Annotated in this window: 10 protein-coding genes; 5 read left to right on the forward strand and 5 right to left on the reverse strand. The window is 69.5% G+C overall.

Translation table 11 applies throughout. The annotated features are described in order from the left end of the window. Positions 1-44: 44 nt before the first annotated feature. Positions 45-968 carry a TIGR01777 family oxidoreductase gene (locus ACIUM1_RS25265; protein WP_406815203.1) on the reverse strand — a complete coding sequence of 308 codons (924 nt, stop codon included), beginning with the start codon at positions 966-968 and terminating at the stop codon, positions 45-47. A gap of 29 nt (positions 969-997) precedes the next feature. After that, on the reverse strand, positions 998-2,818 hold the full coding sequence (gene sucB, locus ACIUM1_RS25270; RefSeq protein WP_406815204.1) for a 2-oxoglutarate dehydrogenase, E2 component, dihydrolipoamide succinyltransferase: 1,821 nt from the start codon (positions 2,816-2,818) through the stop codon (positions 998-1,000). Between the two features lie 198 nt (positions 2,819-3,016). Between sucB and ACIUM1_RS25275 the strand changes: the two genes are divergently transcribed. Further along, complete coding sequence (locus ACIUM1_RS25275) at positions 3,017-4,795, forward strand: SDR family oxidoreductase (RefSeq protein WP_406815205.1); 1,779 nt, start codon at positions 3,017-3,019, stop codon at positions 4,793-4,795. A 6-nt stretch (positions 4,796-4,801) separates the two neighbouring features. Here ACIUM1_RS25275 and ACIUM1_RS25280 read toward each other — a convergent pair whose 3' ends face one another. Beyond that, complete coding sequence (locus tag ACIUM1_RS25280; RefSeq protein ID WP_406815206.1) at positions 4,802-5,143, reverse strand: aminopeptidase; 342 nt, start codon at positions 5,141-5,143, stop codon at positions 4,802-4,804. Positions 5,144-5,285: 142 nt separating this feature from the next. On the opposite strand from ACIUM1_RS25280, the gene ACIUM1_RS25285 reads away from it, so the two are divergent. After that, positions 5,286-5,735, forward strand: coding sequence for an SRPBCC family protein (locus tag ACIUM1_RS25285; protein ID WP_406815207.1), 450 nt, complete (start codon positions 5,286-5,288; stop codon positions 5,733-5,735). Beyond that, positions 5,732-7,327 (forward strand): phytoene desaturase family protein, encoded by a 1,596-nt coding sequence (locus tag ACIUM1_RS25290; protein WP_406815208.1) that lies wholly within the window; start codon positions 5,732-5,734, stop codon positions 7,325-7,327. Before ACIUM1_RS25285 ends, ACIUM1_RS25290 begins: the two co-directional genes overlap by 4 nt. Here ACIUM1_RS25290 and ACIUM1_RS25295 read toward each other — a convergent pair. Beyond that, complete coding sequence (locus ACIUM1_RS25295; RefSeq protein WP_406815209.1) at positions 7,324-8,877, reverse strand: leucyl aminopeptidase; 1,554 nt, start codon at positions 8,875-8,877, stop codon at positions 7,324-7,326. The two genes, ACIUM1_RS25290 and ACIUM1_RS25295, sit on opposite strands and share 4 nt — an antisense overlap. A 15-nt stretch (positions 8,878-8,892) precedes the next feature. Then, positions 8,893-10,011, reverse strand: a complete 1,119-nt coding sequence (locus ACIUM1_RS25300) for an adenylate/guanylate cyclase domain-containing protein (protein ID WP_406815210.1) — start codon at positions 10,009-10,011, stop codon at positions 8,893-8,895. Between the two features lie 44 nt (positions 10,012-10,055). On the opposite strand from ACIUM1_RS25300, the gene gcvT reads away from it, so the two are divergent. Then, entirely contained in the window at positions 10,056-11,159 is a 1,104-nt protein-coding gene (gene gcvT / locus ACIUM1_RS25305; RefSeq protein WP_406815211.1) for a glycine cleavage system aminomethyltransferase GcvT, read from the forward strand. Positions 11,160-11,214: 55 nt separating this feature from the next. Further along, complete coding sequence (locus ACIUM1_RS25310) at positions 11,215-12,324, forward strand: branched-chain amino acid aminotransferase (protein WP_406815212.1); 1,110 nt, start codon at positions 11,215-11,217, stop codon at positions 12,322-12,324. The last annotated feature ends 4 nt before the right edge of the window (positions 12,325-12,328 follow it).

Below are 12,328 nucleotides of genomic sequence, written 5' to 3' on the forward strand. Positions count from 1 at the left end.
CGCGACGGTACTCGGCCCGGGCCGGCAAGGGTGAGGCGACGCCATTAGTCGTGGTCGCGCCGGGCGGTGGCGTAGCCGAGCGCCTCGCCAATGGTGTTGTGGTGGAAGACGAAACCGGCGCGCTCGAGCACGGACGGGATGGCGCGCTGCCCGATCAGCAGGCCTTCGTCGGCGAATTCGCCCAGCGCGGCCCGGATGGCGAAACCGGGCACCATCAGGGGTGCGGGCCGGTTGACCGCCCGTCCGAGTGCCGTGGTGAATTCGGCGTTGGTGACCGGCGCGGGACCGGTCATGTTCACCGGGCCGGACAGCTCGGCGTCGAAAATCGCGAACAACAGTGCGCGCACTTCGTCTTCCAGCGTGATCCACGACATGTATTGCCGCCCGCTGCCCAGCCGGGCGCCGAGCCCGACGCGGAACAACGGCCGCAGCCGGCCCAGCAGGCCCCCGGCGGGGGAGAGAACCAGCCCGGTGCGGGCCAGCACCACCCGGGCACCGCCGTACTGGGCCGGCAGCGTGGCGGCCTCCCAGTCTTCACACAGCCGGGCCAGGAAACCCGTTCCGGCGCGGTCGTTTTCATCGACCACGCGGTCCTTGGTGTTGCCGTAGAAGCCGACCGCGCTGGCGTTGACCATGGTCGCCACACCCGCGTCGGCGACCGCATGCGCCAGGACTTCGGTGGGGGCGATGCGGCTGTCCCGCAGACTCTGTTTGAACGCGCCCGACCACCGCCGCTTGCCGATGTTGACGCCGCACAGGTTGACGACGGCGTCGACGCCGACCAGGGTGTCGGGATCGAGATCGCCGGTCTCGGGATTCCAGTGCAGCTCATCGGCGTTCGCCGGGGCCCGGCGCACGATGCGCAACACCCGGTGATCGGCGGCGCGCAGGGCCGCGGCCAGGGCGGAGCCGATCAGGCCGGACGAACCCGCAATCGCGATCACGGCACTGGAACCAGCGCGAGCCACGTTCGCTTGTCCTTCTTTACGGGCCTTCGTTACAAGCCGAGGTCGGCCTCGAAGGCTCCCTCTTCCAGCCGGTGCTTGACGGTGGTCAGGAAGCGGCCGGCGTCTGCGCCGTCGATCAGCCGGTGGTCATAGGTCAGCGGGAGATAACAGATCGAGCGGACGCCGATCGATTCGTTGCCCGCCTCGTCGACCACAACCCGTGGCCGCTTGACGATCGCGCCGGTGCCCAGCATGGCGGCCTGCGGCGGAACCAGGATCGGGGTGTCGAACAGCGCACCCTGGCTGCCGATGTTGGTGATCGTGAAAGTGCCGCCGGACAGCTCGTCGGGCCTCAGGTTGCCCGATCGGGCGCGCGCGGCGATGTCGGCGATCGCCCGGGCCAGCCCGGCCAGGGAGAGGTCACCCGCGTTGTGCACGACGGGGGACAGCAGGCCCTGTTCGGTGTCGACCGCGAAACCGAGGTGCTCGGCGTCGTAGTAGGTGATCTCCTTGGTGTCCTCGTTGTAGCTCGCGTTGATGTTGGGATGAATCTTGAGCGCGTCGATCACCGCGCGGGCGATGAACGGCAGGAAGGTGAGGTTCACCCCCTCGCGTTCGGCGAAAGCCGCCTTGGCCCTGGCCCGCAACCCGACCAGTTTGGTCATGTCGACCTCGTGGGTCTGGGTGAGTTGGGCTGTCGCCTGCAGGGATTCGCGAGTTTTGTTTGCGGTGATCTGACGGATCCTGCTGGCCTTCTGGGTGGTGCCCCGCAGGTGCGCCAGCGCCGGAGCCGGGGTGGGCGCCGCGGCGGCCTTGGGAGCCGCGGCGGTGGGGGCCGGCGCGGCGGCGGGCGCCTTGGCGGCCTGTTGCTTCTGCTCGGCGGCGGCCAGCACGTCTTGCTTGCGGATGCGGCCGCCCACCCCGGTGCCGGTGACCGAGTTGAGGTCGATGTTGTTTTCGGCGGCCAATTTTCGCACCAGCGGCGTCACGTACGGCGCGCCGTCGGCACCCGCGCTCGCCGGCTGGGCCTGCGCCGGTTGGGCTTTCGGCTCCGGTGCGGGCTCGGGCTGCGGCGCGGGCGCCGGCTTGGGCTGCGCCTGGGGCTGGGGGTGGGGTTGGGGCTGGGGTTGGGGCTGGGGCTGCGCCTGGGGCTGGGGCTGGGGCGCCGGTTCCGGCTTGGGTTCGGGCGGCGCCGGCGCCGCCGGGGGCGGGGGCGCCGAGGGGGCCGCGGGCGGGGCAGCGTCGGAACCGGCGCCGATGCGCGCCAGCTCGCCACCGACCGGCACGGTGGCGTCTTCCTCGGCAATGATGCTGATCAGCACGCCGGCCACCGGTGACGGGATCTCGGTGTCGACTTTGTCGGTGGACACTTCGACCAGCGCGTCGTCCACCTGGACCGAGTCGCCGACCTTCTTGAGCCAGCGGGTCACGGTGCCCTCGGTGACCGACTCGCCGAGCTCGGGCATCAACACCGGGGTCGCGGCGCCGCCACCAGAACCCTGTTGAGCGGGCGCGGGCTCCGGCTGGGCCTGCGGCTGGGGCTCTGGCTGGGGGGGCGCGGCCTGCGCCTGCGGCTCCGGCTGGCTCGGCGCCGGCGCGGCCGGCTGGGAGTCGCCCCCCCCGCCGCCCTCGGCGGCGTCGCCGATGACGGCCAGCTCGCCGCCCACCTCGACGGTGTCGTCCTCCTGGGCGACGATCTTGGTCAGTACGCCCGCGGCCGGCGACGGGATTTCGGTGTCGACCTTGTCGGTCGACACCTCGACGAGCGGTTCGTCGAGCTCGACCGTGTCGCCTTCCTGCTTGAGCCAGCGGGTCACCGTCCCCTCGGTGACGCTTTCACCGAGTGCCGGCATCTGGACGGAGAAGGCCATCTTTTTTGACTCCTCGATCGCTCGTGGGTCGGGGGCGGGTCGATCAGCTCGCTTGCGGAAGGCGAAAGAGCCATCCAGAACCATCCTGTCACTGCGCCCTCGCCGGGACACATCCAGGGCAGATACCCCGCGTCGGGCTTGTGACACCGATCACGCTTGCTACGGTGTGGCCACTGCAGCCGGAGCGGAAGGTCGGAGATGCCGCCATCACAACAAGTAGCCCAGCATTTCGTCGAGAGCGCCGACGGCGAGCGCATCGCGGTCTACGAAGAGGGCAATCCCGAAGGCCCCACCGTCGTGCTGGTGCACGGCTTCCCCGACTCGCACGTGTTGTGGGACGGGGTCGTCCCGCTGCTGGCCGAGCGGTTCCGGATCCTCCGCTACGACAACCGCGGCGTCGGTGCGTCCTCGGTGCCCAAACCGGTGTCGGCCTACAGCATGGACCGCTTCGCCGACGACTTCGCCGCCGTGACCGGCGAGCTGAGCCCGGGCCGGCCCGTGCACGTCCTGGCCCACGACTGGGGGTCGGTCGGGGTGTGGCACTACCTGAAGCGTCCCGGCGCCCATGACCGGGTCGCCACGTTCACGTCGGTGTCCGGACCCGCCCAAGACCAGCTGGTCGACTACATCTTCAGCGGTCTGCGGGCGCCCTGGAAGCCGCGCACCTTCGTCCGGGCGATCAGCCAGGCGTTGCGGCTGACCTACATGATCTTCTTCTCGATCCCGGTGCTCGCGCCGCTGCTCCTCCGGCTGGCCCTGTCGGTACCGGCGCTGCGGCGCAACGCGGTCGACAACATCCCCGTCGAGCAGATCCACCACTCCGACAAGCTGGCCCGAGACGCCGCCCAGTCGGTGAAAACCTATCCCGCCAACTACTTTCGGTCATTCTCCGGTCGCAGGCAGGGCGTGGCGGTCATCGACGTACCGGTGCAGCTCATCGTCAACACCAAGGACAAGTACGTGCGGCCCTACGGCTACGACCACACCCCGCGCTTCGTACCGCGGCTGTGGCGCCGCGACATCCGGGCCGGCCACTTCTCGCCGATGTCGCACCCGCAGGTGATGGCGGCGGCGGTGCACGAGTTCGCCGATTGGGACGAGGGCAAGCGACCCAGCCGCGCACTGCTGCGCGCACAGGTCGGGCGTCCCCGCGGGTCGTTCGGCGACACCCTGGTGTCGATCACCGGCGCCGGCAGCGGGATCGGCCGCGAGACCGCCTTCGCCTTCGCGCGCGAAGGCGCCGAGCTGGTGATCAGCGACATCGACGAGGCCGCCGTCAAGGCCACCGCGGCCGAGATCGCCGCCCGCGGCGGCGTCGCGCACGCCTACACGCTCGACGTATCGGACGCGCAGGCGGTGGAGTCGTTCGCCGAGCGGATCAGCGTCGAGCACGGCGTCCCGGACATCGTCGTCAACAACGCCGGTATCGGGCACGCGGGCGGGTTCCTGGACACCCCGGCCGAGCAGTTCGACCGGGTGCTCGACATCAACCTGGGCGGTGTGGTCAACGGGTGCCGGTCGTTCGCCCGGCGGATGGTGGAGCGCGGCACCGGCGGCCACATCGTCAACGTGTCGTCGATGGCGGCCTACGCCCCGTCGCAGTCGCTGAGCGCCTACTGCACCTCGAAGGCGGCGACCTACATGTTCTCCGACTGTCTGCGCGCCGAACTCGACGCCGCCGGGGTGGGCCTGACCACCATCTGCCCCGGGGTCATCGACACCAACATCATCAACACCACCAGATTCGATGTGCCCGCGGGCAAGCAGTCCGACGCCGTGGACGGCCGCCGCGGGCAGCTGGGCAAGATGTTCGCGGTGCGGCGCTACGGCCCCGACAAGGTCGCCACCGCGATCCTGTCGTCGATCCAGAAGAAGAAGGCGATTCGTCCGGTAGCACCGGAAGCCTATGCGCTGTACGGCCTTTCGCGGGTCGCGCCGCAGGGGCTGCGCAACGCCGCGCGAATCCGGGTGATCTGAGCCGGGCTAAGCGCCCGTTGCCGCCCCGCGACGTCCCGTCAGCAACGTCGCGCCGATCGCGATGACCCCGAGCACGGCCAGCGGGATCGCCCACGCGCGCCGACCGCCCACCGACGACTGGCACTGCGCGACATAGTCGGTGTGCGGGACGATCTGATTCAGGATCGGGATGTTCGCCCCGTTGCTGTTGTTCGCGTTTCGGGCCGCGGAAAGGTCCGTCGCCACGGCGTTTCCACATCCGACCGAATGCCCGTTGCTGTCAGAAACCGACACCGGCGCCAGCAGTCCGATGATCCCGGCCAGTAGCAGCACGGCACCCACACCGAGGATCAACCGTCGCACCGTCATGGTCTCGCCTTTCGTCGTCCCGGTTTTCGACCGCTAGGGAGATTAACCGCAGGCATGCGCCGGTAAACCCGAGGCGCGGGCCGAATATCCCCCCCATTGCCGGGTATCCGGCGCGGTAACCAAAGACATGGAGGGTGCTGAGGTGATCACTGCAAAGCGGGATGTGCCCGAGTCGTGTGAGCGGGTATGGGAGGTGCTCGCCCAGGGCTGGACCTACACCCAGTGGGTGGTGGGCAACAGCCGCATGCGGGCGGTCGATCCGAACTGGCCGGAGCCGGGCTCCTCGATCAGGCACTCGATCGGGATCTGGCCGTTGGTGATCAACGACGCGACGATCGTGGAGGAGTGCGAACCGCAGCGCAAGCTGGTGCTGCGTGCCCGGTTGGGCCCGCTGGGTGCGGCGCGAATCACCATGCTGCTGCACGAGATTCCGAACGGGTGCCGGATCGAGATGATCGAGGTGCCCGTGGAGGGCCCGATGGGGGTCGTCCCCGATTCCCTCGCGCTGGCCGCGGCGTACCCGCGTAACAAGGAGTGCCTGTGGCGGCTGGCGGCGTTAGCGGAGCGCTTGGAGCCGAGCCAGGTGAAGTGACCGTGCGCGACACCGTCGACGCGGTCGTGATCGGGGCGGGGCACCACGGACTGGTGGCGGCGTCGATGCTGGCCGATGCGGGCTGGGACGTGCTGGTGCTGGAAGCCCAGCCGGAACCGGGCGGAGCGGTGCGCAGCGCCGAGCTGACCCCGGGCTACATCACCGACTTGTTCAGCTCCTTCTATCCGATGACGGTGGCGTCTCCGGCGATCGCGGCGCTGCAGTTGGAGGATCACGGGTTGCGGTGGTCACATGCGCCGACGGTGGTCGGCCACCCGCGCAGCTGCACCGACGACGATCCGCCCATCGTGTACCACGATCCCGCACAGACGGCAGCGGAATTCGCGCGGCGAACGCCCGCCGACGGCGAGAACTGGTGGCGTCTGGTGGAGCTGTGGAACAAGATCAAGGCCCCGTTGCTCGACGCCATGCTGGCGCCCTTCCCGCCGGTGCGCCCACTGCTCGGGCTGCTGCGCAGACTCGGAACGCCGGAGGCCCTCCGCGTCGCGCGGCTGCTGGTGCAGCCGGCCAATGCCATGGCGAGCCAACTGTTCGAGGGCGAGGCGCCGCGAGTGTTGCTGTTGGGCAACGCAATGCACGCCGACGTCCCCCCGGATGCACCCATCAGCGGCGCCATGGGCTTCCTGATGACAATGCTGGCCCAGGATCACGGCTGGCCGGTGCCGGTGGGCGGCTCCGGCCAGCTCACCGCCGCCCTGGTGAAACGCGCGTGCGCGGCCGGAGCGCGAATCGAAGTTAATCAGAACGTTTCTCGCATCCAGGTGCAGGGTGGCCGGGCGGTCGGTGTGACCACCGCCGAAGGACGATCGGTGACCGCCCGCCGCGCGGTGGTGGCCGACGTGACGGCGCCGCGATTGTTCTGTGACATGCTGCCCGCGGACGCGGTGCCGGCGGCGCTGCGCCGCGACATGCAGCACTTCGAATGGGATCCGCCGGTGGTGAAGGTCAATTATGCGCTGGCCACTCCGATTCCGTGGCGCGCGCAAAACCTGCGGTCGGTGGGGACCGTCCACCTGGGGGCCGACGGAGACGGGCTGGTCCGCTGGATGGCCGACCTGAACACCCGCGTGGTCCCCGAGTATCCGTTCATGTTGTTGGGCCAGACCACCACGGCGGATCCCAGCAGATCGCCGGTCGGCACCGAAAGCGTTTGGGCCTACACGCATTTGCCGCGGAATGTGCCCGACGACGCCTCCGCCGACCGCCTGGCCGCGGCCGTGGACCGGGTCATCGAAGACCACGCGCCGGGCTTCGGTTCGGCGGTGATCGACCGGTTCGTACAACGGCCGTCGGATCTGGAGGCCAGCGACGCCAACTTGCACCTCGGGGCGCTCAACGGCGGAACCGCGCAGCTGCAGCAGATGCTGGTCTTCCGCCCGGCGCCAGGCATGGGCCGAGCCGAAACACCGATCGAGCGGCTCTATTTGGGCAGCGCGTCGGCGACACCGGGTGGTTCGGTACACGGTGCGTGCGGGCGTAACGCGGCCAACGCCGCCCTGGCCGCGGACGGCGCGACCGGCTGGCCGCGCCGCAAATTGGGCCGAGCCGTGCTCAAACGGCTGACCCGTTAGCCGTTTTCGGCGATGTCTTCGAGCACCGCGAACATGGTCCGGGTGGGTACGCCGGTGGATCCCTTCGGCGAGTAGCCCCACGGGCTGCCGGTGTTGTAGGCCGGGCCGGCCACATCGATGTGCGCCCAGCTCACGCCGTCGGCGACGAACTCACGCAGAAAGACGCCCGCCACCAGCATGCCGGCGAAGCGCTGCCCGCTGATGTTCGACAGGTCGGCCACCGTGGACTTCAGGTCTTCTTTGAGCTCGTCGGGCAGCGGCATCGGCCAGCCGTTTTCGCCGACCCGCTGCGAGATCGCCGCCACCCGGTCGCGGAACTCGTCGCTGCCCATCACCCCGGGGATGCGGGCGCCCAGCGCCACCGTCTGCGCACCGGTCAGCGTGGACGTCTCGATCAGGTAATCGGGGTTGTCCTCGCACGCCCGCACGATCGCGTCGGCCAGGATCAGCCGGCCCTCCGCATCGGTGTTCTGCACCTCGACGGTGATGCCGCCATACTGCGTCAGCACGTCGCCCGGGCGCTGCGCCGTGGCCGACGGCATGTTTTCGGCCATCGGCACGGTGGCGATCACATCGATCGGAAGCTTGAGCTGCGCGGCCAGCGCGACGGTCGCGATCACCGCGGCGGCTCCGCCCATGTCCGAGGTCATGTGGTGCATGCCTGCGGCCGGCTTGATCGAGATGCCGCCGGTGTCGAAGGTGACGCCCTTGCCGACCAGCGCCACTCGCTTTGTAGCCTTGCCCTTCTTGCCTTTGGCCAGCTTTGAGCCGCGGTGGGTCAGGCGCACCAGCCGCGGCGGGCGCGACGAGCCCTGCCCGACGCCGATGATCCCGCCGTAGCCGCCCTTCTGCAGCGCCTTGTCGTCCAGCACCTCCACCTCGAGGCCGACGGCCTCACCCAAAGCTCTTGCACGGTTGGCGAATTCGGCGGGGAACAGGTGGCTCGGCGGGGTGTTGACGAAGTCGCGCGCGGTGGCGACGGCGGTGGCCACGGCCGCGCCGTGCGCGGCGTCGTTCTTGGCGTCCTTCGCCGTGGCGAGCACCGTGATCTTGCGCAGCCCTTTGTCCTTGGGAGCCGTCTTGTCGCTGCGAAATTCGGTGAACCGGTAGCTGCCCAGGATCAGGCCCTCCACGGCGGCCGAAGCGACGCCGGCACCGGGCAGTTCGGCCAACGTGGTGATCACCGATTCGGTCGAGCCGAGCGATCGCGCCGCCACTCCGGCGGCGCGACGGACGGTGTCGGCCGGCCACTCGGATCGCGGTTTACCCAGGCCGATGGTCAGCACGCTGGAGACCGGCAGCGACGGCACCACCAGCCGGTGCACCTGTTCGGCGCCACCGGTGGCCTCCAGCGCCCGCAGACCGGATTCGATCTCGGCGACCGCCTCGGAGGACAGGAACGGCTCGGCCGCCGCGACGGCCGCGCCCGGCTTGTCGTCCTCGCCGGTCGAGATGACCGGCACGATCAGCACGGTGGACGCGGCGGCGCGCCGTGGCAGTGACGAGGCGACATTGACGGAAGGGGCCTGGTATCCCGGTTCGGTACTCACGCGTCATTACCATAGTCATCGCGGATCGGCCTCACCCGGTGGCGTCCCGGCGCTCAGATCGAAAGCCGGCATAGGCTCGTCAAATCCCTTGAGCGTCAACGGGCCATGGGCGACCGCGGGCCAATCCGGTACTTTCTCGCGCAGCGTCGGCGCGGCGAGTATCTGTCCCGGCTCCGCGGCCGCCACGAGTCGCGCGGCGAGGTTTACCGGGCTGCCGAAGTAGTCGCCGTTGATCGCCAGGACGGTGCCGTAGTCGAGACCGGCGCGGACCTGCAGGCCGGCTTTGCGCGCCCTGGGGTGGCTGACCAAATGGATTGCCGCCTGGACCAGGCGCTCGGCCGAGGAGCTCACCCACATCACGGCGTCTCCGATGAACTTCACCACCCGCCCGCCGTCGGCGTGCACCACGTCGGCGACGGTGGCGCCGAATTCGTTGAGCAATCCGGACAACTTCTCAGGTGTGAGCGTCTGGGTCAGCGCGGTGAAACCGGACAGATCGGCAAACCCGATGCCGCACGTCACGCTCGTCGAGCGGTCCTGCACGACGTTTTCGAAATAGGTCCGCGCGCCGATCAGATGGTGGCGGTGCACGGTGTCGATCAGCGCCCCGAGCCGGGGAATGAACTCGGCGGCCGTGCGATACGCCTGGGCGGTGGCCAGCTCGTCGTGGGTCTGGTCCATCTGGATGTCCGGCATTCCGGTGCGGATCATCGACGACTCGGCCTCGGCGAGCCGGGCCATTGCCGCGCCCAGCACCCGCAGCATTCCCTCCGCGCCATCGGCGCCCACCACCGCTTTGACCGCCACCCAGGTCGCCAGGGCGTCCACGTCGGCCTGGCTGAGGGTCGGGATGTCGGGACCCGCCGTGGTCAGGCCGAGAAGGGTCCAGGCGCGCGCGACGTCTTCGGCCCGCAACCCGAGCGCCTCGGCGGCGGTCCGCAGCGTGTACGTGGGTGGGCCCGACCATTGCAGGACGTCGCCGGCGAGCCCGAACAGGCGGCCTCGCCGTTCGGCTTCGGCCATCTCGTCGATCGTGAAGCCGAACTCGTGCAGATATTTGATCAGGTCGGCCCGTTGGCGTGGGTTCGCGATCCCGGCGGCTTCCAGGGCCTCGAAGTCCAGCGAATCGGACACCTAGCCAAGTCTGCCAGCAGCTGTGCAGATTAGGGTGGGTCGTCGTGAGCGATGCGCCGGAACTGCTAACGGGACCACTGGAAGACCGTCACCGGAGCCTGGGCGCCAGTTTCGCCGAGTTCGGCGGCTGGCTGATGCCGGTGTCTTACGCCGGCACCGTCAGTGAGCACAATGCGACGCGCAACGCGGTCGGCCTCTTCGACGTCAGCCACCTGGGCAAAGCGTTGGTCCGCGGTCCGGGTGCGGCGCAGTTCGTCAATTCCGCGCTCACCAACGACCTGAACCGCATCGGACCCGGCAAGGCGCAATACACGTTGTGCTGCACCGAATCCGGGGGCGTCGTCGACGACCTGATCGCCTACTACGTCGACGACGACGAGATCTTCCTGGTGCCCAATGCCGCCAACACCGCCGCGGTGGTCGAGGCGCTGCAGGCCGCCGCCCCGGCGGGCCTCACCATCACCAACCAGCATCGCGAGTACGCGGTGCTGGCCGTGCAGGGACCGCGATCGGCCGACGTGCTCGGCGAGCTGGGCCTGCCCACCGAGATGGACTACATGGCCTACGCCGACACGTCGTTCTCCGGCGTACCTGTGCGGGTCTGCCGCACCGGCTACACCGGGGAGCACGGCTACGAATTGCTGCCGCCGTGGGACTCCGCCGGGGTGGTGTTCGACGCCCTGGCCGCGGCGGTGAGCGCGGCCGGCGGCGAGCCGGCCGGCCTGGGCGCGCGCGACACCCTGCGCACCGAGATGGGCTACCCGCTGCACGGCCACGAGCTCGCACTGGACATCTCCCCGCTGCAGGCCCGCTGCGGCTGGGCGATCGGCTGGAAGAAGGACGCGTTCTTCGGCCGGGATGCCCTGCTGGCCGAGAAGGAGGCGGGCCCGGCGCGGCTGCTGCGCGGCCTGCGGATGCTCGGCCGGGGCGTGCTGCGCGCCGGGCTGACGGTGCTCGCCGGTGACACCCCGGTGGGGGTCACCACGTCGGGCACGTTCTCCCCGACGCTGCAGGCCGGGATCGCGCTGGCGCTCATCGACACCGATGCCGGAGTCGAGGACGGTCAGGAGATCACGGTCGACGTCCGCGGCCGTCCCGCCGCGTGCGAAGTCGTTCGGCCGCCCTTCGTCGCGGTGAAAACCCGCTAGCCGCGCCGCTTGCGCGGGCGAAATCCGATTCGGCAGGCGGATATACAATCAGCCAATGACCAGTGGCTCCCTCGAGTTCACGGTTTCGCGCTCGGCAAATCCGGCAACCGACGCTGAACGCGAAACCATCCTGGCCGAGCCGGGTTTCGGCAAGTACTTCACCGATCACATGGTGTCGATCGACTATGACGAGACCAACGAAGGTTGGCACAACGCGCGCGTCATCCCGTACGGCCCCATCGAGCTAGACCCGTCGGCGATCGTGCTGCACTACGCGCAGGAAATCTTCGAAGGGCTCAAGGCCTACCGCTGGGCGGACGGCTCGATCGTGTCGTTTCGCGCCCAGGCCAATGCCGCCCGGCTGCGGTCCTCGGCGCGGCGACTCGCCATCCCGGAGCTGCCCGAAGAGCTGTTCATGGAATCGCTGCGCCAGCTGATCGCGGTCGACAACGCCTGGGTTCCGGCCGCCGGCGGCGAAGAGGCGTTGTACCTGCGTCCGTTCGTCATCGCGACCGAGCCCGGACTGGGTGTGCGGCCATCCAAGCGCTACCGCTACCTGCTGATCGCCTCGCCGGCCGGCGCCTACTTCAAGGGCGGCATCAGCCCGGTCACCGTCTGGGTCTCGACGGAGTACGTGCGGGCCAGCCCCGGCGGCACCGGCGCGGCCAAGTTCGGTGGCAACTACGCGGCCTCGCTGTCGGCTCAGGCCGAGGCCGCGGCCAACGGCTGCGACCAGGTGGTGTGGCTGGACGCCGTCGAACGACGCTTCGTCGAAGAGATGGGTGGGATGAACATCTTCTTCGTGTTCGGCAGCGGCGGGTCGGCGCGGCTGGTCACCCCGGAGCTGTCCGGTTCGCTGCTGCCCGGGATCACCCGAAACTCATTGCTGCAGTTGGCTATTGACGCCGGATTCGCCGTCGAGGAACGCAAGATCGATATCGACGAGTGGCAGAAGAAGGCCGCCGCCGGGGAGATCACCGAGGTGTTCGCCTGCGGCACGGCCGCGGTCATCACCCCGGTGTCGCAGGTGAAGTACGGCGACGTCGAGTTCACCGTCGCCGACGGCCAACCGGGCGAGGTGACGATGGCGTTGCGCGACACGCTGACCGGCATCCAGCGCGGCACCTTCGCCGACACCCACGGCTGGATGGCCCGGCTGGGCTAGTAGC

The organism is Mycobacterium sp. M23085, from assembly GCF_045343915.1.
Classification (GTDB): domain Bacteria; phylum Actinomycetota; class Actinomycetes; order Mycobacteriales; family Mycobacteriaceae; genus Mycobacterium.

What these genes read in the sequence shown, in the direction of transcription:
- sucB (WP_406815204.1), bottom strand. Translation starts at nt 2,818, where the DNA reads ATGGCCTTCTCCGTCCAGATGCCGGCACTCGGTGAAAGCGTCACCGAG.
- ACIUM1_RS25275 (WP_406815205.1), top strand. Translation starts at nt 3,017, where the DNA reads ATGCCGCCATCACAACAAGTAGCCCAGCATTTCGTCGAGAGCGCCGAC.
- ACIUM1_RS25280 (WP_406815206.1), bottom strand. Translation starts at nt 5,143, where the DNA reads ATGACGGTGCGACGGTTGATCCTCGGTGTGGGTGCCGTGCTGCTACTG.
- ACIUM1_RS25310 (WP_406815212.1), top strand. Translation starts at nt 11,215, where the DNA reads ATGACCAGTGGCTCCCTCGAGTTCACGGTTTCGCGCTCGGCAAATCCG.